At 72.0% G+C, this 23190-nt stretch carries 20 protein-coding genes; 12 read left to right on the top strand and 8 right to left on the bottom strand.

Annotated features, from left to right (window positions below; genetic code table 11):
- Positions 1-114: 114 nt before the first annotated feature.
- Both DEU32_RS17200 and DEU32_RS12160 read left to right on the top strand, forming a co-directional pair.
- The gene (locus DEU32_RS17200) at positions 115-258 is read left to right on the top strand and encodes a hypothetical protein (protein WP_181819279.1); all 144 of its coding nucleotides are present in this window, start codon (positions 115-117) and stop codon (positions 256-258) included.
- A gap of 81 nt (positions 259-339) precedes the next feature.
- Positions 340-2733, top strand: a complete 2394-nt coding sequence (locus tag DEU32_RS12160) for a DEAD/DEAH box helicase (RefSeq protein ID WP_114850782.1) — start codon at positions 340-342, stop codon at positions 2731-2733.
- A 25-nt stretch (positions 2734-2758) separates the two neighbouring features.
- On the opposite strand, the gene DEU32_RS12155 is transcribed toward DEU32_RS12160, so the two are convergent.
- Positions 2759-4003, bottom strand: a complete 1245-nt coding sequence (locus DEU32_RS12155; protein ID WP_114850781.1) for an exonuclease domain-containing protein — start codon at positions 4001-4003, stop codon at positions 2759-2761.
- Between the two features lie 176 nt (positions 4004-4179).
- Between DEU32_RS12155 and DEU32_RS12150 the strand changes: the two genes are divergently transcribed.
- The 4 genes from DEU32_RS12150 to DEU32_RS12135 all read left to right on the top strand — a co-directional run bounded on the left by DEU32_RS12150 (position 4180) and on the right by DEU32_RS12135 (position 7738).
- On the top strand, positions 4180-4809 hold the full coding sequence (locus DEU32_RS12150; RefSeq protein ID WP_147281462.1) for a hypothetical protein: 630 nt from the start codon (positions 4180-4182) through the stop codon (positions 4807-4809).
- Between the two features lie 114 nt (positions 4810-4923).
- On the top strand, positions 4924-5916 hold the full coding sequence (locus DEU32_RS12145; protein WP_114850882.1) for a hypothetical protein: 993 nt from the start codon (positions 4924-4926) through the stop codon (positions 5914-5916).
- The gene (locus DEU32_RS12140; protein WP_220152783.1) at positions 5909-7369 is read left to right on the top strand and encodes a hypothetical protein; all 1461 of its coding nucleotides are present in this window, start codon (positions 5909-5911) and stop codon (positions 7367-7369) included. The genes DEU32_RS12145 and DEU32_RS12140 overlap by 8 nt, the downstream gene beginning before the upstream one ends.
- 51 nt (positions 7370-7420) lie before the next feature.
- Complete coding sequence (locus tag DEU32_RS12135) at positions 7421-7738, top strand: hypothetical protein (protein WP_114850779.1); 318 nt, start codon at positions 7421-7423, stop codon at positions 7736-7738.
- Positions 7739-7869: 131 nt separating this feature from the next.
- On the opposite strand, the gene DEU32_RS12130 is transcribed toward DEU32_RS12135, so the two are convergent.
- The 3 genes from DEU32_RS12130 to DEU32_RS12120 are packed head-to-tail and all read right to left on the bottom strand — an operon-like array spanning position 7870 to position 10813.
- Positions 7870-8532: an ABC transporter ATP-binding protein gene (locus DEU32_RS12130; RefSeq protein WP_114850778.1), complete on the bottom strand. Its 663-nt coding sequence runs from the start codon at positions 8530-8532 to the stop codon at positions 7870-7872.
- Positions 8526-10445 (bottom strand): hypothetical protein, encoded by a 1920-nt coding sequence (locus DEU32_RS12125; protein WP_114850777.1) that lies wholly within the window; start codon positions 10443-10445, stop codon positions 8526-8528. Before DEU32_RS12125 ends, DEU32_RS12130 begins: the two co-directional genes overlap by 7 nt.
- On the bottom strand, positions 10442-10813 hold the full coding sequence (locus DEU32_RS12120; protein ID WP_181819278.1) for a lactococcin 972 family bacteriocin: 372 nt from the start codon (positions 10811-10813) through the stop codon (positions 10442-10444). Before DEU32_RS12120 ends, DEU32_RS12125 begins: the two co-directional genes overlap by 4 nt.
- 264 nt (positions 10814-11077) lie before the next feature.
- On the opposite strand from DEU32_RS12120, the gene DEU32_RS17410 reads away from it, so the two are divergent.
- The 6 genes from DEU32_RS17410 (at position 11078) to DEU32_RS12090 (ending at position 18029) form a co-directional block, all read left to right on the top strand.
- Complete coding sequence (locus DEU32_RS17410; RefSeq protein WP_114850775.1) at positions 11078-11647, top strand: excalibur calcium-binding domain-containing protein; 570 nt, start codon at positions 11078-11080, stop codon at positions 11645-11647.
- 218 nt (positions 11648-11865) lie between these two features.
- Positions 11866-14301 carry an excinuclease ABC subunit UvrA gene (locus DEU32_RS12110; protein WP_114850774.1) on the top strand — a complete coding sequence of 812 codons (2436 nt, stop codon included), beginning with the start codon at positions 11866-11868 and terminating at the stop codon, positions 14299-14301.
- Between the two features lie 150 nt (positions 14302-14451).
- Entirely contained in the window at positions 14452-15297 is an 846-nt protein-coding gene (locus DEU32_RS12105) for an ABC transporter ATP-binding protein (protein WP_114850773.1), read from the top strand.
- Entirely contained in the window at positions 15294-16145 is an 852-nt protein-coding gene (locus DEU32_RS12100; RefSeq protein WP_114850772.1) for an ABC transporter permease, read from the top strand. Before DEU32_RS12105 ends, DEU32_RS12100 begins: the two co-directional genes overlap by 4 nt.
- 52 nt (positions 16146-16197) lie before the next feature.
- On the top strand, positions 16198-17409 hold the full coding sequence (locus tag DEU32_RS12095; RefSeq protein ID WP_147281461.1) for a sensor histidine kinase: 1212 nt from the start codon (positions 16198-16200) through the stop codon (positions 17407-17409).
- Complete coding sequence (locus DEU32_RS12090; RefSeq protein WP_058742527.1) at positions 17406-18029, top strand: response regulator transcription factor; 624 nt, start codon at positions 17406-17408, stop codon at positions 18027-18029. Before DEU32_RS12095 ends, DEU32_RS12090 begins: the two co-directional genes overlap by 4 nt.
- Positions 18030-18280: 251 nt before the next feature.
- Here DEU32_RS12090 and DEU32_RS12085 read toward each other — a convergent pair whose 3' ends face one another.
- Genes DEU32_RS12085 through DEU32_RS17400 form a run of 4 tightly spaced genes read right to left on the bottom strand, consistent with a single transcriptional unit; the run spans position 18281 to position 23185 of the window.
- Positions 18281-20392, bottom strand: coding sequence for an alpha-galactosidase (locus DEU32_RS12085; RefSeq protein WP_181819277.1), 2112 nt, complete (start codon positions 20390-20392; stop codon positions 18281-18283).
- Positions 20389-21282: an ABC transporter ATP-binding protein gene (locus DEU32_RS12080; RefSeq protein ID WP_114850770.1), complete on the bottom strand. Its 894-nt coding sequence runs from the start codon at positions 21280-21282 to the stop codon at positions 20389-20391. The genes DEU32_RS12085 and DEU32_RS12080 overlap by 4 nt, the downstream gene beginning before the upstream one ends.
- Positions 21279-22136 carry an ABC transporter ATP-binding protein gene (locus tag DEU32_RS17405; protein ID WP_058742524.1) on the bottom strand — a complete coding sequence of 286 codons (858 nt, stop codon included), beginning with the start codon at positions 22134-22136 and terminating at the stop codon, positions 21279-21281. Before DEU32_RS17405 ends, DEU32_RS12080 begins: the two co-directional genes overlap by 4 nt.
- Entirely contained in the window at positions 22133-23185 is a 1053-nt protein-coding gene (locus DEU32_RS17400; protein WP_258554862.1) for an ABC transporter permease, read from the bottom strand. The genes DEU32_RS17405 and DEU32_RS17400 overlap by 4 nt, the downstream gene beginning before the upstream one ends.
- Between the last annotated feature and the right edge of the window lie 5 nt (positions 23186-23190).

Here is a 23190-nt window from a genome sequence, read left to right as displayed (position 1 = left end):
GGTGTCGGGGTCGTCGGCGTCGGCGTCGGCGTCGGACGCGGCGCCGTGCAACGATGAGCTCGACAACCGGGGAGGGCGGCGATGGTCGACAAGGTGATCCGAGACCGTATGCGGATGCTCGCAGACGTCGCGGACGGCATCCGTGCGCGCCGCACAGCTGCAGCATCCGCAGCGACGGCAGCGGTCGACGCGATCCTGTCCCGTCGTGTCGAGGTCCGCGGCACTGCGCTCTCTTGCTCGGTCATCCCGCTCCGCTAGGGCGACGAGCCGCTCGCGGCCACCATCGAGCACGCAGCCGCGCTCCCCCGCATCGACCGGCCCGTCGAGGACCTGCTCGACATGCTCACGAACGACGTCCGCCGCGCACTCGACGACGAAGACGCGGTCTCCGGCATCGCGAGCCTGTTCGTCGGCCGGGAGCGCCGCGACGCAGCCGCACGTGCCGACCAGTACCTCGAGGACACGAACGCTTGGCTCGACCGGAGCGGCGTCCTGTCGGCGCTGCAGGCGGTCGACACCCGTGACCGCCGTCCCCCGCCGACCAGCCTCGAACCGCTGCTGGACACCGAGGGCCGGTTGCTCTCATCGACCGCTGACCTCGGTCCTGCTGCCCTCATCGACCTCGCCGCGCTCGACCACCTGCCGAGGACGATCGCGATCCTGCGTGAGGCCGTGGAGGCTGCCGATTCGTCGCGCGAACGCGTCCTCGAAGCCGGTCGGCGGGTCCGTGAGGAGGCTGCGCGCCGCGAACTCCGTCAGATGGACGTGGATCGACTGCGTGAGGTCACGCGGGACCAGCTCCGCCTGGTCGCTGTCCGGGACGCGGGCATCGAGACCGTCGGCCAGCTCCTCGCGGACCCGATCGTCGCCGGCCGGCTCCCCGGCGTCGGCGAGACGACCGCGACCCGGATCAACGCCGCCGCTCGGGCGATGCAGGACGCAGCCCGCGCCGACGCGGCCGTCCAGATCGACGCCCGCCGGCAGGACACCGGGAGCGTCGCGCTCGTCTCAGCGCTCCGGCAGTGGGAGGCGGTCAAGAACAGTGGCGGTCCTCGTGTCGCCCGGCTCGTCGACGAGCTCGGCCCCTTGGCGGCCGCGGTCGCTCACGGTGCCGTCCTCGGCATCGTGCACCAGCCGGGAGCGATCGCCTCCGGCGGCTTCAACCCGTCAGAGGGCACGGTCGAGCGGCTCGAGATCGACGCGGACGACGCGCGGCAGCGGGCCGTCCGTGCAGCCGGTGACCGTGAGCGGCTCCGGTCGACCGACGACTGGAGCGACTTCCTCGACCGGCCGGCGAGCTACTTCGCGCTCCTCGACGAGATCGGTCTGACGGACTCGACGACCGCGGGCCGTGGGTCACTCCCCGAGGGCCTGATCGAGCAGGTCGAGCGCTTCGAACTCGACACGACGCTCCTGACGGCATCGCTCCGCGGCTACCAGCGGTTCGGGGCCGCGTTCGCCCTGGTGCAGGAGCGGGTCGTCATCGGTGACGAGATGGGGCTCGGCAAGACCGTCGAGGCGCTGGCCGTGGTGGCGCACGTCGCAGCCGCCCACCAGACCGCGGACGGACCGGTACCGCGGTTCGTCGTGATCTGCCCCGCGGCCGTGGTGGCGAACTGGATCCGGGAGACCGAGAAGCACACGCGGGTGCCGGTGCACCGCCTGCACGGTCCGAGCCGCGTCCACGGCGTCGACGCCTGGCTCCGCGACGGCGGCGTCGCGGTCACGACCTACGAGACGCTCGCATGGCTGGGCACCCGCATCCCCGAGGACCAACGGTTCGCGGCCGTCATCGTCGACGAGGCGCACTACGTCAAGAACCCGGACGCCAAGCGCACGAAGCACACCCGGACGCTCCTCGACCGCTCCGACCGCGTCGTCCTGATGTCGGGCACGCCGCTCGAGAACCGCGTCGAGGAGTTCCGCGTCCTCGTCGACCACATCCGCCCGGACCTCACGGTCGATGCCGAGCACGATCCGATGGCGTTCCGGAAGCAGATCGCACCCGTGTACCTGCGTCGGAGTCAGGAGGACGTGCTGACGGAGCTCCCCGACCTCGTCGAGGTCGACGAGTGGACCGACCTGACCCCGGCCGAAACCGCGCGGTACGCCGATGCGGTCGCGAGCGAGAACTTCCACGCGATGCGGCAGCTCGCGATGCTCGACGGCGATGCATCGAGCAAGGTCGAGTCGCTCCGGGAGGTCGTCGCCGATGCCCGCGCGAACGGTCGCAAGACGCTCGTGTTCTCGCACTACCGTGCAGTCCTCGAAGCGGCACGTCAGGCGGTCGGGGGCGAGGTCTTCGGTCCGCTGAGCGGTTCGACGTCCCCGACGGCCCGCCAGGAGATGGTGGACGCGTTCTCCGCGGCGGCTCCCGGAGCGGTCCTGGTCGCTCAGATCATCGCCGGCGGCGTGGGGCTCAACATCCAGGCGGCCTCGGTCGTCGTGATCTGCGAGCCGCAGCTCAAGCCGACGACCGAGTGGCAGGCGATCGCCCGTGCCCGACGGATGGGCCAGCTCGACACGGTCCAGGTGCACCGGCTGCTGTCCGAGGACGGCGTCGATGCGGCCCTGGTCCGGATGCTCGCGAGGAAGTCGCAGATCTTCGGCGACTTCGCCGCTGTCAGCGTCACCGCGCAGGCCTCGGTGCAGGCGTTCGACATCTCCGAGTCACAGCTCATCACCCAGGTGCTCGCCGAGGAGCGCGCACGCTTGGCCGCTGTGACGGCCTGATCCAGCGTGGACCTGGCCGGGCTGCTCAGCGCGCTGCCGCCAGGGCTTCCTCGAGCACGTCCTCCCCGAGGATCGGGATCCCGTACTGCCGCGCCTTCTTCGCCTTCCCCGACAGGCTGTCGACGTCCGCCGCGATGAGCACGGTCGTCTTCTTCGTCACCGCCGGTGCCGTCCGGATGCCGTGCCGAGCCAGGTCGGCCTCGATCGCAGCACGACCGCGACGCATCTCACCCGTCAGCGACACGATGCTGCTCTCGTCGAGCGAGACGCTCTCGTCCTCGGACTCCACCGCCGCCGCCGCACGCCGCTCGCCCGGCTTGCGGCTGTGCACCACGTACTCGAGGCGGTCGTTCGGGATCCCGAGGAGCGCAGCCACACGCTCCAGCTGGATGTGCTCCTGGATGGTCAGGATGCCGTCGGCCCAGACCGCCTCGACCAGGTCGTCGAAGTAGCGATGATCCAGTCGACGCTGCTGGTCGGCGGTCAGGCCCGAGTCGCGCGCGAGTGCCTCGAGCGCCGCCGTCTCCGAGGTGCTGAGGAGCCCGTCCGCGAGCGCTGCGTCGAGCAGCGCGGCGTACTGGAACGCAGCGCCGCTGCCGTCGACCGCCGGCATCCGGTCCGTGGCCCGGTCGACCCTCGACCGAGTGAATGCAGCCCCACCGCGCCGACGCGGAAGCCACCCGGCTCCGGTCGACGGAACCCGCGGCCACGTGAGCCCTGCGGCCGTCGCGCCCCAGGTGTCCCAACGGCTCCGGTCCGCTGACGTCGCCATGTAGGCGGCGAGCAGCTGGGACGTCGCCCGGGCATCGGCGAGCGCCTCGTGCGCATCGGTCAGCTCGATGTCGTACGCGCTGCAGCAATCGGCGAGCTTCCGCCCGGAGCCGGGCAGGAACTCGAGCGCGAGCCGCATCGTGCAGAGCGCCCGCGAGGCCTCGGAGAACGGCGACCGCACACCGAGTCGGTCGAACTCCGCATGCAGGAAGCGCGCTTCGAACGGTGCGTTGTGCGCGACGAGGACGCGCCCTCGGAGGCGATCGACGAGCGTGCCGGCGATGTCCTCGAACGTCGGTGCTCCCTCCATGTCGGCGCCGCGCAGTTGGTGGATGTGCACGGGCCCGAGGTCGCGGTCCGGGTTCACGACGGTCTCGAAGGACTCTTCGACCTGCCCGTCCGGTGCGACGTGGACGATCCCGATCTCGATGACGCGGTGCCCGTAGGCCGGCGACAGACCCGTCGTCTCGAAGTCGACGACGGCGTACCCGTTGTGCATGTTCCCCCGGTGTTCCTGCGAGTCGCGTCGGTGATGCGCGACTCCTCGACCCCATCATCGCTGCTGCGACGCGAGCGAGCGAGCCCCCGAACGGTGTGCCTGCTCTGCGGCTCGAGAGCCCTCGATCTCCTGCGTCCTTCATCCGCGGCAGTCAGTCGAAGCACCAGACTGTGCCCATGACCAGGACCGGCGCACGTGCTGCGGTGCTCGACGATGTTTTCGTCCGGATGGGCTTCACCAGGACGCCTCGGCCGGCGGCGCCGAGGCTTCCTGATCTGACTACGAGCATCCGAACGGAGATCCTCGACCTGTACCGCTCGCTCGGCGGACTTGCCGCCGAGCCACAGATCCGACCGGGCCCCTGGGATCTGTCGTACGGCGACGTCGTCGTCGAGCTCGACGAGGACTTCCACTTCAATCGCTACCGCACGCTGACCCTGCTCGCCCCGTTCGCGGCAACACTTCCGTGGGCGGTCGACTACCGACGCCACTCGACAGAGCAAGAACATCGGTCCGGCACCGGCGGCAGACGATGGACGAACCCGTCTGCCGAGCGGATGTTCGGTTCGGCAGACGCTGAGATGGTGTTCCTGGACGTCGGGGCTCCCCGGTGGAAGCAGCGCGCGCTGTACGACGCAGTCAAGGACGCCGCTGCGGCCACGGGCATGGTCCGTCTCGCACGGCTGTCGGTCCACGACGACGTCGAGGGCGTCCGGCTCGAGGACTACCTCCGAGGTCGAGCGGCCGTCACCCCGGAAGCCTTGTTCGGCTTCGTCGCCGCGCGATCCTCGGCTCCGCTGGCCTGACCCGACCGTCTCGAGAAGGCGGCCTCGACGACCGCGCCGTGTCCCCAACCCGACCTGACTGTCGCTCGTTTCGGGTAGTTTTCCGAAGACCAAAAGGTGAGCACAGGAGTGACGTTGCCCCAACCAATCGACCCCGAGAAGCTGAAGCAGGGCCTGGCCAAGACCCTCGACACGGTGGGGCAGGCCACACGTGACACCTCGTCGCGCGTGATCGGCCAAGCGCGCTCCTTGCGGGAATCAGCGGCGGATGCTCTCGAGGCCCGGAGGGTCCCGGACGAAGATCCGTACGAACGAGCCACGGTCGACTACAACGCGACGCACACGTCGATGACCGACACGGGCCTCGCGCTCCTCCGGCAGCGTGAGCGGTCGACGGACCTGCTCGCACTCGTCGAGCACCTGGTCAACAGCATCGCCAACACGCCGAAGTCGTTCGAGACGGCCTTCGAGGGGGTCCAGCTCAACCGGACCGCGTTCGTCGAGGCCGAGGAGTTCGCGCGCAAGGACCTCGAGGCCGCTCGGGCGTCGGCATTCGGCGCCGGTGCCGGCATCTCGGTCGGCGCCGCCGTGGCGAGCCTCGCGCCCGCAGCGGCGATGTGGACTGCGACGACCTTCGGCGCGGCGTCCACCGGCACGGCGATCTCGACGCTGTCGGGAGCGGCAGCCACCAACGCAGCACTCGCGTGGTTGGGCGGCGGCGCGCTGGCGGCCGGCGGGGGCGGAACCGCGATGGGCGGAGCGCTCCTCGCACTGGCCGGTCCGATCGGCTGGAGCGTGGCCGGGGCGGCGCTCCTCACGTCGATCGTGCTCTTCACGAAGAAGAAGTCCGAGACACGGGAAGCGAAGCACCAGGCGCTGCTCGCGCTTCGCGAGAACACTGCCGCCGTCCGGTCGCTCGAGACGCAGATCAGGGCCCTGCTCGAGCGGAGCACATCGGTCCGCGAACTCCTGCGGGACAACTACACGCAGTCGCTCGCCGCCTTCGGCCAGGACTTCACCGGGCTCTCCAAGGCGGATCAGGCGCGTCTTGCGTCACTGGTCAACTCAGCGTCCTCCTGCGCGGGCCTCCTCGGGACGCGCATCGTGCCGGAGGCAGCGGGTGACTGACCCGATCAGCGGCGCGAAGCGGACCCAGGAGCAGGCTGTCGCTGCCTGGGTGAACCGCCTCAACGAGGTCCGCCTCGAGACGCTGTTCGCCCGCCTGGAACGGCACGCCGACGACCTCGACGAAGCACTCTCGTTGGTCGACGCAGCGCTCCGCAGGATCGACCTCGAGGTCGTCGCCCGAAACCGAGGCGGAGTGAAGGGAATGCACGGCTTCATCGCGGAGGTCGCCGAGGTCGGCGTCGGCAACGCCCGAGCACGGATCGTCGGCGAGGCTGCTCGCTACGGGTGGGTCAACGACAACGGCCCGGTCGACCTCCTCCGGGACGGCGTCGAGATCCAGCAGAAGTTCGTCGCCGCGGGCGGTCGTCTCGGGCTGGGGGCGATCGGCGAGCACCTCAACAAGTATCCGGACTTCATCCGGAACGGTGGGAAGTACCAGATCCCCGCGGACCACTACGAGACCATCCGCGACCTGCATGCCATGTCGGCAACCGACGCGAGCAAGCTCGTCGCCGGGTCCGGTGACGGCCCGTCGTACCGCGACTGGCTTCGCGTCCGAGCGTTCTTCGGGACCGGACGAGTCGACGTGGACTCCCTCGAGCCATCTGCGCTCGACTACGCGGACGTCCAACGCGGCTCGTACACGGCCACTCTCGAGAGCGAGAAGGACTCGCTGCGCGCAACCGCTCGATCACAGCGTGCCGATGCATCCGCCGCAGAACGAGCATCCATCCGAGAGGCGGGCAAGGCCACGATCGCCGCCGGCGTCGTCGAAGGGGTGACGACGTTCGTCACGGCAGTCGTCAGGAAGCACCGTGCCGGGACACCGCTCGCGCAGTTCACCGCCGGCGACTGGACCGAAGTCCTCGGCGAATCAGGAGTGGGCGTCGTGAAGGGTGGCGTTCGCGGCGCGAGTGTCTACACCCTGACCAACCTGGCCGCGACGCCCGCTGCTGTTGCGAGTGCACTTGTCACGGCGAGCTTCGGCATCGCCGAGCTGGCGAACGAGCTGCGTACCGGAACGATCACGGAGAGCGAGTTCATCGAGCGTGCCGAACTGGTCTCGCTGGAAGCTGCGGTCAGTGCGGTCTCGTCGCTCGTCGGCCAAGCGGTCATCCCGATCCCGGTCCTCGGAGCCGTGATCGGCAACACGGTCGGGACCGTGATGTACCAGACGGTGTCCGATTCCCTCGCTCGGCGGGAGTGCGAGCTCCTCGAGCGATACGCCGACGAGCAGCGGTTGCTCGGAGAACGTCTCACGAGCGAGCAGGAACGACTCGTCGACCGGCTCAGATCCGCGGCGTCGACGTACGTCGCAGTCCTCGACCGCGCGTTCTCACCAGACGTGGAGACCGCGCTCGCCGGATCGGTCGCGCTCGCGATCGAGGTCGGGGTGGCTTCCGCGGACATCCTCGACTCCGACGAGAAGACCGCGGCCTACTTCCTCGACTGACGTCCGGTGGACGGCCTGATGGGAGTCAGCCGGACCGGCCTCGGAACGTGAGTGCCCGAGCGCATCATGTGCGTCCAACTGAAGACCGGCCACCCCCTCGACGCCGGCCCCGCCTGGATCAGCCGCGTGCGCTTCACGAAGACGTGGCGGACGGCGTACTTCCACGGCCGCACCCTCGCCCGCGAGCAGTCGTGGGACGCCAACTTCCGCGACGTCGACACCGACGAGTGCTTCTGGCGCTCCGGCCCGAAGCGCGACCGCACCGACGCCCGGTACGGCCACGGCGCCCGCACCGTCGACGACGATGCCCGCGCCGACTACGAGGCGTTCCTCGACGGCGCCCCACTCCCCGGCCGCGAACACGGCTGACCTCCCGGCACACGCGTGGTCGCGCAGCGACGCCGCCCAGCGCACCACCCACCGGACGGGAGGCGCCCCACCACGCCGCCCCGCGCCTCCAGTCCGTCCCGCCCCACCCACCGCGACGACACCGCCGTCGCTCACGCTCGGACTCCGTCACCCAGGTCGAGGGCGGCTCCCGCCCAGGCGATCAGCTCCGGATCGTGCGTCGCGACCACCACCGCAGTCCCCGCGGAACGCAGCACCTCGAGCCCCTCGCACACCCGCGCCGCACTCGCGCGGTCGAGCGAGGCAGTCGGCTCGTCGGCGAGGACGAGCCGCGGCTGCTGCACGAGCACCCGGGCGACCGCGACCCGCTGCTGTTCACCACCGCTCAGGAGCCCCGCGCGCATCCGCCCCCGTCCGTGCAGACCGACGACCGCGAGGGCTCCGAGGATCCGCCGCTCCAGGTCCACCCGCGCCACCCCCGGCAGCCGCACGACGCGCAGGTTCTGCTCGACGGTCCACTGCGGGACCACGGCGTGGTCCTGCACGACGAACCCGACGACATCGCGTCGGAGCACACGGCGTTCCCGCGCCGAGCACCGGTGGACGTCGACGCCGCTCACCTGGACCCGGCCACGATCCGGACGCTGCAGGCCGCCGAGGCACCGCAGCAGTGTGCTCTTGCCCTGACCGGACGCGCCACGGACGGCCACGCTCCCGCCCTCCGGCACGCTCACCGTCATCTCCTCCCAGAGCGTCCGGGACCCGACGTCGAACCCGAGCCCCCGAGCGTCGAGCACCGGTCGCGCGTTCACCATGTCTTCCTCCATCGGTCTCCGGGGTGGAGCGCGTGCACGCCCAGCACTCCGCCGAGCAACAGTGAGACGGCCACGGCACCCAGCAGTGCCGTCGCGAGTACGCCGGCGGTCGACGTGCCGACGGACGACGCGGTCGCTCCGGACACGACCGCGACCACGATCCCTGCGGTCACGACGAACGCCCGGTGCCGCACGATCGGGTGTCTTCCGACCAGGAACCGCACGCGCGCGGAGCGCTGCGTCCGGATCCGGTGCTCCTGCACCAGGGTCACGGCGGCGAGCACGACCGCGAGCCCGGCGACGACGGCTGCTGCCGTCCGCGTCGCTCGTTCCGCCCGCACGGCGCCGATCTGCCGCTCGATCTTGGTCCCGACGCGGGTGACCTGCAGCACCGTGTCGGTGAGTCCGGCCTGCCGGAGGGCGCGCTCGAGGGCAGGACGATCGGCGAATCGGACCTCGCCGTTCGCGACGGCGGTGCCGATCTGGTTCAGGGCGATGTCCCGCGAGTCCGGCACGACGAGCACGGGGATGTCCGGCCACGTCGGCAGCGCCGGTTCGATGCCGTTGGTCCACTCGAGCACGGCCTCGGTGACGGCCGCGGTGGACGGGACGCGCCGGACCTCGATGTCGATCGGGCGCGGCGGAGTCCGTTCCTCCACCGCCCATCCCGCGGCGAGGTCAGCCGAAGCCGCGTCGGCGAGGCGGTCCGCGTCCGCCGCGAGGGCGTCCGGGACGAGCAACACCGGCGCCCCGCCCGGGGCAGGTGGGGCGCCGAGCACCGCCGGCAAGGCCGCGGTCGCCTCACCCACGAGCGTGGCACGGTCCGTGAACGAGGCGTGTGCCATGCTCGCCGTGTCCCGTTCCAGCGCCGCCAACCCGATCCGTCCGAGCTCGATGTCCTGAGCGAACGCGGTCGGTCCGAGCCCGAGCACGACGTCGTCGCCGTGCCGCGACTCCGCGAGGAGCGTCCGCTCCGATGCCTGCGCCGCCGTCTGTACCTGGACGACCGCGTGGGCGTCCGCGACGAGCAGGGCGACGAGTGCCGCCCCCGCCGCCCCCACGACCACGGGGGCCCAGGCAGACGACCCGGCGGAGCGACGGCTCCGCGCTGCGGCGAGCGTGGTCGCCACGTGCACGCCGACGACCACCAGGACTGCGGTCGACAGCGCGACGGCGGCGACCGTGACGGTGAAGGCCCGAGCAGTCGTGCCGGTCCCGGGCCACAGGGCCAGGACGAGGGTGCCGGCCACGGCGACCACGAGCACCGGAGCGGCGACGCGGCAGATGTCCGCGGCCTCGATCCCGGCGATCCGCGTCGGGCTCCACCCGGAGCGGAGTCGCAGGGCCTGCCGGGTGCCCCGGCGCTCGGCCTCGGCGACGAGCGCGATCACCAGTCCCAGCAGCGCGGCCGCCGCCACCGCCCCCACCGCCGGGTCGGCGAGCGTGTACAGCAGCGCGGGCACCGGTCCCGGCGTGGTGTCCGTCGCTTCGTACCCCACTGCTCGGAGTTGCTCGAGGAACCGCCCGACGTCGTTGACGTCGCCGTCGATCGCCAGGATCCCCTGCAGGTCGAGGTCCGCCCCGTCACCGATCGGCCGGACCTCGAGCGCCGTACCGAGGCCCTGCGTCTGCGCAGTGCCTCGGAAGGAGAACGCCCGCCACCGATCCGGGTCGCCCTGCCGATCGGGCACCACGAGCGCCACGGCGACGTCGGCGTCGGCAGCCGCCTCGGAGATGGTGCGGATCCGCTCGGCCTTGGACGCCTCGACGGGCAGGCTCGTCAGCGCGACGCTCGTCCGCCCGACGAGCAACCCGAGCGTGGCGACCTCGCGCGCGGCGCCGAGGGCGATGACCGCCGAGACCAGCAGCGCGGCCGCCACCGCGAGGACGGTGGCGGCCGCGACGTTCCTCATCCGCGGATGTCCCAGAACGCCTGGTTGCCCGCGATCGCCGCCGGACGGTGGGCGTACGCGGTCCGCGTCAGAGCCACCCAGTCGGACCGGACGAGAACGCCGTTCGACTTGACGGACGCGCGATGCGTGGAGCGGGCGGTGTTGAACAGCGAGTGCACGCGGCCGTCCCACACCCCGTAGGTCCACGTCCCGCCACCGACGTACGCGGTGCCGTTGCGCGCGGTCGACGGCTGGTCGGCCGAGGCGCTCCCACCCACGACCGATCCGGCCACGTCGGGTCGTTCATCCGCCGAAGCGCTGGTCACCCCGAGCGCGCACAGCGATGCCGCCGTCGCCAGGACAGCCACCGTCATCATCGACTTCCGCATCTGTTGCTCCTCCTTCATCAGGACCCGCGGCGTGGGTCTCGACCCAAGCTAGGAGGTCGGCATTTGACATGTCAACACATTGCACACGATGCCTGACGATCATCGGGAGTTCCGGTTCCACCGCAGATCTGCCGCGGCATCGTGGCTCGCCCGGGGCAGTACCTGGAGCGCCCGCGCAGCCGCCGAACACCGAGACGATCGGCTCCGTTCCGGCGACCGCACCCCGGAACGGGGGCATCGCGACGAAGCGGTCCCCACGGAATCATGGACGAGTCCTCAGGTTGGGAGAACCAGGTGTCGTCCTCGCAGAACGTCCACAGCGCCGTGATCAGCGCCGCCAGCGCGCTCGTGCTCGTCCTCACGCTCAGTGCGTGCAGCTCTGGCAGCGGGAGCGATGCTCCGGCGCTCGTGGCAGATGCCGCCCAGTCCTCCGCCACCGCGACGGCGAGCGCCTCGGCCGAGGCAGCGCGTGCGGCAGCGGCGCAGCAGGCAGCCGACGAGGCAGCTGCGCGGAAGGCCGCCGAAGAACAGGCCGCCGCAGATGCCACGAAGAAGGCCGCAGAAGAAGCCGCAGCGAAGCAGGCCGCCGACGACGCCGCGGCACAGGCCGCAGCCGCCGCGGCCGCCGCACAAGCTGCTGCCGATGCCCAGGCCGCCGCCGACGCCGCGGCAGCGCAGGCTGCCGCCGACGCACAGGCCCGAGCCGCCGCGGCCCCGACCTTCTTCGCGAACTGCGACGCCGCCCGTGCGGCGGGTGCCGCACCCGTCCGCGTCGGTGACCCGGGCTACTCCCGCAAACTTGACCGCGACGGCGACGGGGTCGGCTGCGAGTAGCCGCCGCGGCGGCGATCACGACGGGACGTCGAACGGACGCCCCTTGGCGGCCGCTACGCACCAGCGGTACCGACCACCGGACTGGAGGCACGGTGCCAGACCGCCACGCGCCTCCAGTCCGTCAGTCCGTCGCGGCGACGGCGACCGCGGCGACCGCGACGACCGTGACCGGCCGCACCGCGGAACGGCGTCCAGCCGTCCGGCCTACGCTCGAACGAATGCCCGCCCCGCACGACCAGACCGGCTCGCCCGACCCGACCACGGCCACCGCACCCGACGGCTTCATCCGCGTCCGCGGCGCCCGCGAGCACAATCTCCGGGACGTCGACGTGGACATCCCCCGCGACCGGATCGTCGCCTTCACGGGCGTGTCCGGCTCCGGGAAGTCGAGCCTGGCGTTCGGCACGGTCTTCGCCGAGGCGCAGCGCCGCTTCCTGGAGTCCGTCGCCCCGTACGCCCGTCGGCTCATCGCGCAGGGCAGCACCCCGCACGTCGACTCGATCACGGGCCTGCCGCCGGCCGTCGCCCTGCAGCAGCGCCGTGGCGCCCCGAGCACCCGCTCGACGGTCGGCACGCTGACGACCCTGAGCAACTCCGTCCGTATGCTCTACTCGCGCGCCGGCACCTACCCCGAGGGCGCCGAGCAGCTGTACTCGGACTCGTTCTCGCCGAACACCGCGACCGGGGCGTGCCCGCGCTGCCACGGGCTCGGGACGGCGCACGAGGTGACCGAGGCCTCCGCCGTGCACGACCCCTCGCTGAGCATCCGCGACGGCGCGATCACCGCCTGGCCCGGTGCGTGGCAGGGCAAGAACCTCCGCGACGTGACGGCGGTGCTCGGCTACGACATCGACCGGCCGTGGCGGGACCTGCCGCAGGCGGACCGCGACTGGCTGCTGTTCACCGAGGAGCAGCCCGTCGTGCAGGTCCACCCGAAGCGCGACCGGGTGGCCAAGCCGTACAAGGGCCGGTTCTGGAGCGCCCGGCAGTACACGCTGCACACGCTGGCCGACTCGCAGAGCGAGACGCAGCGGAACAAGGCCATGCGCTTCGTGGAGTCCGGCCCCTGCCAGCTCTGCCACGGCTCGGGGCTCACTCGAGCTGCCCTCGCGGTGACGTTCGGCGGCCTGTCGATCGCCCGGTTCAACGCGCTGCCGCTGTCCGAGGTCGCCGAGGTGCTCCGACCGGCGGCGACGCTGACGGACCCCGCGCCCGCGCAGAGCCGGGTCACGTCCGGGGAACGGTCCGAGGTGGCGAAGTCGATCGCCGCGGACCTGCTCTCCCGCGTCGAGGTCCTGACCGGACTCGGGCTCGGCTACCTCGGACTCGACCGGGCGACGCCGACGCTCTCCCCCGGCGAGATGCAGCGGCTCCGGATCGCGACGCAGCTGCGGTCGGGCCTGTTCGGGGTCGTGTACGTCCTCGACGAGCCGAGCGCCGGCCTGCACCCGGCGGACGCCGAGCCCCTGGTCCGGGTGCTCGAGGACCTCCGCGCGAGCGGCAACAGCGCCTTCGTGGTCGAGCACGACATGGACATCGTCCGCCGGGCCGACTGGATCGTCGACGTCGGACCGGGCGCAGGTTCCGGCGGGGGCTGCGTCCTGTACAGCGGTCCGCCCGAGGGACTCGCCGAGGTGTCCGAGAGCGTCACCCGGCGGTTCCTGCAGCCGGGACGGGCGGTCCCGGTGCACGAGCAGCGCACGCCCGTCGGCACCCTCGAGATCCGGGACGTGTCGCTGCACAACCTCGACCACCTCGACGTCGACCTGCCCCTCGGGGTGATGACCGCGGTCACCGGGGTGTCCGGCTCGGGCAAGTCCTCGCTCGTCGGCGGTGTCCTGCCCACCGTCGCGACGGCGCACCCGATCGTCAGCCGCGTGGTCGAGGTCGACCAGAAGCCGATCGGTCGCACGCCCCGCTCGAACCTCGCGACCTACACGGGCATGTTCGACGCCGTCCGCCAGGCCTTCGCCGCAACGGACGACGCCCGGGAGCGCGGCTGGACCGCCGGCCGCTTCTCGTTCAACGTCGAGGGCGGCCGGTGCGAGGTCTGCCAGGGCGAGGGGTCCGTCTCCGTCGAGCTCCTGTTCCTGCCGGGCAGCTGGGCGCCGTGCCCCGAGTGCCACGGCTCCCGGTACAACGCCGAGACGCTCGAGGTCCGCCGGAACGGCGCGTCGATCGCCGACGTCCTCGGCATGACGGTCGACGAGGCCGCCACAGCACTCGACGACCTGCCCGCCGCGGCCCGCGCGCTCGACGCCCTCCGCAGCGTCGGGCTCGGGTACCTCCGTCTGGGGCAGCCCGCACCGGAGCTCTCCGGCGGCGAGGCGCAACGCATCAAGCTCGCCACCGAACTCCAGCGTGCCCGGACCGGTCACACGCTCTACCTGCTCGACGAGCCGACGACCGGGCTGCACCCGGCGGACGTCGAGCTGCTCACCGGCCAGCTCGCACGACTCACGGACGCCGGCAACACCGTCGTGGTCGTCGAGCACACCATGTCGGTCGTCGCGCAGGCGGACCACGTCATCGACCTGGGACCGGCGGGTGGGGACGAGGGCGGCCGCGTGGTCGCGGCCGGTACACCTGCCGCGGTCGCGGCAGCGCCGGACAGCCGGACCGCGCCCTTCCTGCGGGCGGCGCTCGGTTCCTGACAGGGCCCGGCACCGGCTTGGAGGCGCGTGGCGGGCCCGCCTCGGGCCTCCAGTCGGTCCGTCGGTCCGTCGCGGCATCCTCCGATCGGAGGATGCCGTTCCGCCCGGCCCTCCGATCCGGTGCGACCATCCGGCGAGGAGGCTGGGGTCATGCCCAGCAGCCCCGCCATCGAGGTCGAGCACCTCTCGAAGCAGTACCCGAACGGCAAGCGCGCCGTCACCGACGTCTCGTTCACGATCGACCGCGGCGAGACCTTCGCCCTGCTCGGCCCGAACGGCGCGGGCAAGTCCACGACCGTCGAGATCCTCGAGGGGTACCGGTCCCGGTCGGGCGGCTCCGTCCGGGTCCTCGGCCACGACCCGGCCCGCGCGAGCCGCAGCCACAACGCCCGAGTCGGCATGGTCCTGCAGACGAGTGGCGAGTCCCCGAACGTCACCGTCGCCGAGCAGCTCGCGCACTTCCGGCACCTGTACCCGCGGAGCCGTCCGGTCGAGGAACTCCTCGCGGTCACCGGGCTCCACGAGCAGCGCAACACCCGTGTCAGCAAGCTGTCCGGTGGGCAGCGTCGGCGGGTCGACGTGGCCCTGGGGATCATCGGCCGCCCCGAAGTGCTGTTCCTCGACGAACCGACGACCGGTTTCGACCCCGAGGCCCGCCGGCAGTTCTGGCAGCTCATCGAGCAGGTCGCCAACGAGGGCACGACGATCCTGCTCACCACCCACTACCTCGACGAGGCCGCACACCTGGCCGACCGCGCGGCGGTGATCGCCGACGGCAGTCTGATCGACCTTGCCCCGATCGACGAGATCGGTGGCGCCGCGGCCCGCATCCCGGTCGTCCGGTGGCGGGACGACGACGGCGCGCAGCACGAGCGACGGACCGCGGACCCGGTCGCACTGGTACGCGGCTCGACCGAGCCGATGCACGACCTGGAGGTCGTCCGCCCCGCACTCGAGGACGTCTACCTCGCCATGATCGCGGAGCATGCAGCATGAACGCCGCGACGCCCGGCCCGGTCCGCGTCGAACCGGTGCGCAGTGGCCCGGTCCGCGTCGGCCTGTACCGCATCGGGTACGAGGTCCGTTCCTACTTCCGCGCCCCCGACTCCGTGTTCTTCACCTTCCTGTTCCCGATCATCATGCTGACGCTGTTCTCCGTCGCGTTCGACAGCGCCCCGGACATCCAGGCCGGCCCGGGCGTCAGCGTCGACTACGCGACCTACTACCTGCCCGGGCTCGTCGCGACCGCCTTCCTGCTCTCCGGCACCCAGTCGCTCGGCGTGGACATCGCCGGCGAGCGGAGCGACGGCACCCTGAAGCGCCTCGGTGGCACCCCGCTGCCCGTGCTCGCGTACTTCGTCGGGAAGGTCGGCATGGTGCTGGTGACCGTCGTCGCCCAGATCGCCCTGCTGCTCGGCATCGCCGCGGTCGTCTTCGGCGTGCAGCTGCCCACCGACGGCGGCGCGTGGGTCCGCTTCGCCGGGATCATGCTGCTCGGCGTCGCCACGAGCTGCGTCCTGGGCATCGCGATCTCGGCGCTCCCCCGCGAGGGCCGACGCGCCACGGCGACCATCGTCCCGATCGTCCTGGTCCTGCAGTTCATCTCCGGCGTGTACCTCCCCTTCACGCAGCTCCCCGACTGGTTGCAGACCGTCGCCGGGGTCTTCCCCCTCCGCTGGATGGCGTCGGGCATGCGGTCGGTGTTCCTCCCCGAGGGCTTCGCGTCCGCCGAACCCGGGGGCGCGTGGCACCTCGGAATCGGTACCGCCGTCCTGACAGCGTGGCTCGTCCTCGGCGCCGTAGTGTGCCTGCTGACGTTCCGGTGGAACCGACGGGACGCCTGACGTGCCCGTGGAGAACCCCGAGCGCGACGGCAACCAGTGGGATGCTGTCGACATGGACCGCACCAGCGCGCACACCGACCTGGGCCTCCACGTCGCCTTCGGTGGGACCGTCGCGCTCGTGACGGTCATCGCCGCCCTCGGCTGGTCCCCGTGGTCGAGCCGCTGGCCGGCGTTCGCGATGCTCGGGGTCCTCGCCCTGACGTACGCCGCGTACGGATGGCGCGGGTACGCCCGATCCCGAGCGGCCGTCTGCTTCGTGCCGGTGCTCGTCGTGGCGGCCCTCGTCCTGCCCGCGGTCGTCCCGAGCACCGCTTTCGTGCAGTGCATCCTGTTCCCGGTCGCCTGGTGCCAGCTCGACCGCGTCCGCACCTCGGTCGCGGTGTCGGTCGTCATCGGGGTCGCCTCGGGCACAGGGCTGCAGATCGCCTCGGGACCGGGCGCCGTGGTGTCGACGCTCCTCATCGAGAGCGTCAGCGTCGCCGGTGCCTGCGCACTCGGACTGTGGATCACGCGGATCGCCCAGCTGTCCGACGAACGCCGGGTGCTCCTCGAACAACTGCAGGCCACCCAGGCGTCCCTCGCCGAGGCACACCGGACGGCCGGCATCACGAGCGAACGCGAACGCCTCGCGAGGGAGCTCCACGACACCGTTGCACAGGACCTGGCGGGGATCGTCATGCTGACCGAGCGCGCCCGCGGCGACCTCGCTGCCCACCGCACGGACCGACTCGACGAACGGCTCACCGTGCTCGAGGACTCCGCCCGGACGGCGCTCGAGGGATCCCGCACCCTCGTCGCTGCCGGTGCTGCGGGGGTCGCCGGAGACGGCCTCGGTGCCGCACTGCACCGACTCGGCGAACGGTTCCACCGCGAGACCGGCATCCCGGTCGAGGTCGACGCGTCGGACTCCGCGCTGGACCGCGACGCGCAGGTCGTGCTGCTCCGCGTCGGACAAGAGGCGCTGGCGAACGTCCGCGCACATGCCCGAGCGCAGTCGGTGCAGATTCGCCTCCGCACGGATGCCGATCGCGTCACGCTCCGGGTCGTCGACGACGGAGTCGGCTTCGAGCCGACCCGTGCCACCGCCGGTCGCGGCCTCCCGGGACTGCGCGATCGGCTCGCCCTCGCCGGAGGCACCTGCACGGTCAGGTCCGCACCCGGCTCCGGCACCGTGGTCGAAGCCGCCCTGCCGCTCCAGCTCGTCACGACCGGCGCCTCCGCACCTGCTCAGGCCGGCGCCAAGTCCCCGCCGGTGCCCGCGTGATCCGGGTCGTCGTCGCGGACGACCACCCCATCGTCCGCGCAGGCATCGTCGCACTGCTGCAGGACGCCGACGACGTGCAGGTGGTCGGCCAGGCCAGTGACGGCGAGACCGCGGTCCGCCTCGCACTCGCGGAACGGCCGGACGTCGTGCTCATGGACCTGCGGATGCCCGGGATCGACGGCGACCAGGCCACCGCGCGCATCCTGGCCCGCGAGCCCGGGGTCCGCGTGCTCATCCTCACCACGTACGAGTCCGACGACCAGATCCTCGCCGCGATCGAGGCGGGCGCCGCCGGCTACCTGCTCAAGGCGGCCCCGGAGTCCGACATCCTGGCGGGCCTCCGGGCCACTGCCCGCGGCGAGACCGCCCTCGCGCCGTCCGCCGCCGCGGCCCTCGTGCGACGAGCCACCACGAAGGGCCCGACCGGACCAGCCCTCTCCCCGCGCGAGCACGAGGTCCTTCGACTCGTCGCGCAGGGCAACTCGAACCCAGCCATCGGCCGTGCGCTCTTCCTCAGCGAGACGACGGTGAAGACGCACCTCGGGCACGTGTTCGAGAAGCTCGGCGTGAACGACCGGACACGGGCCGTGACCCGAGCGATGGAGCTCGGGCTGCTCTGACATCAGTGGCAGTGCCGTCTCGACCGGCTCTCCCGTAGACCCACCCCCGAGGGTGCCTGCGACGCCCCTGGTCCGCGTCGCTCGATGGCTGTTCTGGTCCTCTGAACCCGGGGCGGACGGACCAGGACGGTCACCCGCTGATCGCGACCCACGGCCCCGCCACCACGCACCGGACGGGAGCCGCGGTGCCTGCCCGCACCGCGCCTCCCGTCCGTCCGACGACCGCCGGCTGCCATCCGACGGCCGTCCCCTCAGCGCTCCGCGTCCGCCCCCTCGGTCCGGACGCGGAACACCCTCGCCGTCGGGGTGGCACCGCCGTCGTCGACGTGCAGCACCCCGGCGGACGCATCCCACGAGACCGTCCACGGCGCGGCCTCGGTCGGGAAGAGCGCGGTCACCGTCACCGACCGCCCCGCGTGCCCGGCCAGCGGGAGCGCGACACTCGGGGGCCCGCCGGGCAGCGACCACACCGACAGGTACAGGTCGCCGTCCGGGACGGCCAGCCCGAGCGCCACCCACGGGTCCTCCCACCCGGGCAGCCCGAGCGGCCACACCGGCACCGCGGTCCCGAGCACGCCGAGCACCTCCCGGTGCGCCGCGATCGCCGACCGCACCACGGCGCGCTGCCCGTCCGACATCTCGTTGAGGTACCCCGACAGGTACATCCGCCCGAGCACCCCGTTCACGAGCGACAGGGTGAACCGCTCGGGCGACATCCCGGGCGCCGGGTACGCCCAGTTCCCCGCCTGCTCCGGCAGCATCGCCGCCGGGGCCGCCGCGGCGATCGAGGCGTACAGCACCGGGTCCTGCTGGTCCGACGTGGACTGCATGTGCAGCCGCGACAGCATCGCCTGGTCGGCACGCATCGCCCCCGAGGCGCAGTTCTCGATGAGCAGCTCCGGGTATCGCTGCTGCACGTCGTCGAGCCACTCGAGGAGCGCGCGCCCGCCGTCCACCGAGCCGGACCAGGGGCCGGTCATGGTGTTGTCGTCCATCTTGAAGAACGTCACGCCGAGGGTCCCGACGAGCCGGTCGACCACGCCATCCAGGTGCGCGCGGGCCGCCGGCGACCGCAGGTCGAGCACGTGCCGTCCGTGTTCGGCGACCCGCACGCCGTGGTGCTGCACGAACGCGTCGTCGGGCAGCGTGGACGCGAGCGGCGAGTGGATGCCGATCACCTCGGGTTCGAGCCAGAGTCCGGCCTGCATCCCCCGCGAGCGGATGTGCTCCACGAGGAGGGACAGTCCGCCGGGGAAGCGCGAGGCGGCCGGTTCCCACGCGCCGACGGTGTCCCACCAGTGTCCCTCGGCGTACCAGCCGGCGTCGATGCAGAACAGGTCGGCCCCGGCGTCGGCGGCCGCGTCGATGAGCGGCAGCAGCTTCTCGGTCGTCGGGTCGCCCATGAGCGTGTTCATGTAGTCGTTGAACACGAGCGGCAGTGCTGCGTCGGCGGCCCGGGTGTTCCGGGAAGCCCGGCGCTGCGCGGTCAGCACGCCGAACGCCTGGTCGATCGAACCCGCGATCCCCACCGAGACGGGCACCGAGGTGAACGGCGTCGACGGCGTGACCACCGTGGTCCACTGGTGCTCCTGGTCGGTCGGCCCGCTGAGCAGCACGTAGGCGGAGCGTCGGGTCTCCCCGAGCTCGTACAGCCACGGTCCGTTGTGCTCGACCTCCCAGACGAGCGCGTACCCGGGGCCGGTGAGCACCCCGATGGGCAGCGCCTCGCCGGTGGACCACGACCCGCGGTTCTGCACGACGGCCCGGCTGCGGGGCGGGTGGTGCTGCGCCTCGCGGTCGATGCGTGCGAGACCGATCTCCCGCAGCGGATCGGTCCGCCACTGGCTCTCGGCCGCCCAGTCGTTCGCTGCGTGCGTCAGCGACAGGTCGTCGACGTCCGCGCCCGCGTCGGTCAGCCACGCGCCGCTCGCGAACGATGAGACGAAGTCGACGACGTGCTCGCCCCGCTCCGCCCGGACCTCGGTCCACGTCCGGAACGCGGGGACGCCGTCGTGCGCCCGGAAGACGGAGACGGTCTGGAGGCCCGTGGCCGCGTCCGCCTGCAGGATCCGGATCTCGGGTCCGGTCACCACCCCGGCGCCGCTCGCGTCCGCCCCGTCCGTCGCGGTGTGCGACACGTACCGCAGTCGGGCGCCGACCGTGGAGTCGACGTGTCGGAAGCCGCCGGGGAACCGCCCGTGCCCGATCGTCGTCAGCTCGACGAGCGGTTGCGGGTCCGCCGCCCCGTCCGACAGCGTCCCGCCGGCCGGCACGAACGACACGAGCGCCACCGGGTGCTCCGGTTCGATCCGGAACCGGACGGCGAACCCGCTCGTGACCCAGTCGACGGTCCGCGCCGTCACCGGGCACCGACGGGCGCAGCCGGGGCGTCCACCCACGCCCCGATCCCGTGGTCGTAGCAGGTGCTGTTGTCGATCGCCGACCGGTCGACCGCGGGCCCGGCCGTCACCCGGCGGTCCACCCGCTCCGGGTCCGGTGCAGCGTCGGCGAGCAGCCGCGTGTAGTCGTGGTGCGGGTCGAGGATCACGGCGTCGGACGGCCCCCGCTCGACCACGCGGCCGCGGTAGAGCACGAGGATCTCGTCGGAGAAGTGCCGCGCGGTCGCCAGGTCGTGCGTGATGTAGAGCACGGCGAGGTGGTCCTCGCGCTGCAGCCGCCCCATCAGGTTGAGCACGCTCAGCCGGATCGACACGTCGAGCATCGACACCGGTTCGTCGGCCACGAGCACCTGGGCGCCGGGGGCCAGCGCACGGGCGATCGCGACGCGCTGCCGCTGCCCGCCGGACAGCTCGTGGGGGCGACGCTCGGCGAAGTCCTCGTCGAGGTTCACCCGGTCGAGGAGTTCCCGGACGCGCTGCCGGGTCTCGGCGGCGCCGCGGGTCCGGTGGTGCAGCTGCAACGGCCGCGCGATGTGGTGCTCGATCGAGTGGAACGGGTTGAGCGAGGCGAACGGGTCCTGGAACACCATCTGCACGTGCCGGCGGTACATGCTGCCGACGACGGGCGTGCCGTCCTCGAGCCGGACGTCGATCGACCCGCTCGTCACGGTCTCGAGCTTCGCGAGCATCCGCGCGATGGTGGACTTGCCCGAGCCGGACTCCCCCACCAGGGCCACGGTCCGGCCGGGCAGCAGCTCGAAGGACACGTCGTCGACGGCGCGGAGCGTGTTGCGGCGCAGGCCCTTGCGGACGTGGAAGTCCTTGGTCAGGTGGTTCACGGTGACGCTGGTCACGATGCGACCTCCTCGAAGCCGAGGCCCGTGCGGATGAAGTCGCCGCGGGCGCCGGACAGGCTCGGGAACGAGCGCAGCAGCCGCTGCGTGTAGGGGTGCTGCGGCTCGTGCTGGATGCGCGCGGCGGTGGCACACTCGACGACCTCGCCGCGGAGCATGATCGCGATCCGGTCGCTGATCTCGAGCAGCAGCGGCAGGTCGTGCGTGATGAACACGACCGCGAAGCCGAGCTCGTCCCGCAGCCGGACGATCTCCCGCAGGATCTCGCGCTGGACGACGACGTCGAGCGCGGTGGTCGGCTCGTCCATGATCATCACCTGCGGCTCGAGCAGCATCGCCATCGCGATCATGACGCGCTGCCGCATCCCGCCGGACAGTTCGTGCGGGTAGGCGGTGATGCGGGCGGGGTCGACGCCGACCCGGCGCAGGGCGTCCTCGGCGATCGCCCGCCGCTCCTTCTTCGGCATCCCCCTGCGGTGCTCGACGAGCGCGTCGTCGAGCTGCGCCCGGATGGTGGTGACCGGGTTGAGCGCGTTCATCGCGCCCTGGAACACCATCGAGAGCTTCGACCAGCGGACGGCGCGGAGCCGTTCGTCGCTCAGGCCGAGCAGGTCGACGTCGCTGCCGTCGCGGTCGTGGAAGGTGATGCTGCCGCTCGTCACCTTCGCCGGCGGCTTGTGCAGCCGGGTGATGGCGTAGGCGAGGGTCGTCTTGCCACAGCCGGACTCCCCCGCGAGCCCGAGGATCTCCCCCGGTGCGAGCGTGAGCGACACGTCCTTGACGGCGTGCACCGGACGTTCGGTCTCGTAGACGACGTCGAGGTGGTCGATGGTGAGGACGGCGTCCCGGGTCACGAGGCGACCCCCTTCCGGTCGGTGGTGGTGTCGTCGAGGCGAGCCGTGCCTCCCGTCCGTGCCGCACGCCGCGCACGACGCTCGCGCCGTCGCTGCGCACGCACGTTCGCGAGTCGCGGGTTGATGACCTCGTCGATCGAGAAGTTGACGAGCGACAGGCCCATGCCGAGCAGGGCGATGAGCAGCCCCGGCGGCACGAACCACCACCAGGCGCCCTGCGCGAGCGCGAACCCGTTCTGGGCGTAGAAGAGCATCGTGCCGAGCGTCGACGAGTTCGACGCCCCGAGCCCGAGGAAGGACAGGCCGGCCTCGCCGAGGATCGCGGCGATGACCGCGAAGACGAACTGCGACGCGAGCACCGGCAGCAGGTTCGGCAGGATCTCGACCGCGATGACCCGCCACGGCCGTTCGCCCGCGACCCGGGCGGCGGAGACGTAGTCGCGGTTCCGGATCGACATCGTCTGCGCCCGGAGGACCCGCGCGGACCCGGCCCACGACGTGATCGCCAGGACGATCGCGATGGTCCAGAGCCCGCGTGCCTCCTGCGGCACCAGACCCGAGATGACGATGACGAGCGGCAGACCGGGGATCACGAGGAAGACGTTCGAGAAGAGCGAGAACGCCTCGTCCATGATGCCGCCGAGGTACGCGCCGAGGATGCCGAAGAACGCGGACAGCACCGTCGCGAGCACGCCGACGATCAACCCGATCTGCAGGCTGCCTCGGGTGGCGTACGCGAGCTGGGCGAGGACGTCCTGGCCGGTCTGGGTGGTGCCGAGCAGGTTGTCCCCGCTCGGCGGCTGCATGCCGGAGTCGCGGATGGCGTTCGGGTCGCCGACCAGGAGCGGTCCGAGCAGCCCGAACAGGGCGACGCCGACGATGAGCACGATGCCGGTGACGAGCCACGGCGTCATGGTGGGCAGGAAGCGGCGCAGGCCACCGGTCCGACGAGCGGACCGGGCGGTCGCGATGCTGCGGGTGGAGGCGCCGACGGTCTCCTCGGCGAGCGCGCCGACGGTGGGTTCGGTGTCCTCTTGGATGTTGGTCACGGTGG

Origin of the sequence: Curtobacterium sp. AG1037 (genome assembly GCF_003349855.1) — a bacterium.
GTDB classification, from domain to species: Bacteria; Actinomycetota; Actinomycetes; order Actinomycetales; family Microbacteriaceae; genus Curtobacterium; species Curtobacterium citreum.
The sequence above is the reverse complement of the archived record's forward strand: the minus strand, read 5'-3'. Positions and strand labels throughout refer to the sequence as shown.

Coding starts and splice junctions, on each gene's coding strand:
- DEU32_RS17410 (WP_114850775.1), top strand. CDS start 11,078: ATGGACGAGTCCTCAGGTTGGGAGAACCAGGTGTCGTCCTCGCAGAAC.
- DEU32_RS12100 (WP_114850772.1), top strand. CDS start 15,294: ATGAACGCCGCGACGCCCGGCCCGGTCCGCGTCGAACCGGTGCGCAGT.
- DEU32_RS12110 (WP_114850774.1), top strand. CDS start 11,866: ATGCCCGCCCCGCACGACCAGACCGGCTCGCCCGACCCGACCACGGCC.
- DEU32_RS12130 (WP_114850778.1), bottom strand. CDS start 8,532: ATGGTGAACGCGCGACCGGTGCTCGACGCTCGGGGGCTCGGGTTCGAC.
- DEU32_RS12155 (WP_114850781.1), bottom strand. CDS start 4,003: ATGCACAACGGGTACGCCGTCGTCGACTTCGAGACGACGGGTCTGTCG.
- DEU32_RS12095 (WP_147281461.1), top strand. CDS start 16,198: ATGGACCGCACCAGCGCGCACACCGACCTGGGCCTCCACGTCGCCTTC.
- DEU32_RS12150 (WP_147281462.1), top strand. CDS start 4,180: ATGACCAGGACCGGCGCACGTGCTGCGGTGCTCGACGATGTTTTCGTC.
- DEU32_RS12125 (WP_114850777.1), bottom strand. CDS start 10,445: ATGAGGAACGTCGCGGCCGCCACCGTCCTCGCGGTGGCGGCCGCGCTG.
- DEU32_RS12105 (WP_114850773.1), top strand. CDS start 14,452: ATGCCCAGCAGCCCCGCCATCGAGGTCGAGCACCTCTCGAAGCAGTAC.
- DEU32_RS12160 (WP_114850782.1), top strand. CDS start 340: ATGCTCACGAACGACGTCCGCCGCGCACTCGACGACGAAGACGCGGTC.
- DEU32_RS17200 (WP_181819279.1), top strand. CDS start 115: ATGCTCGCAGACGTCGCGGACGGCATCCGTGCGCGCCGCACAGCTGCA.
- DEU32_RS12120 (WP_181819278.1), bottom strand. CDS start 10,813: ATGCGGAAGTCGATGATGACGGTGGCTGTCCTGGCGACGGCGGCATCG.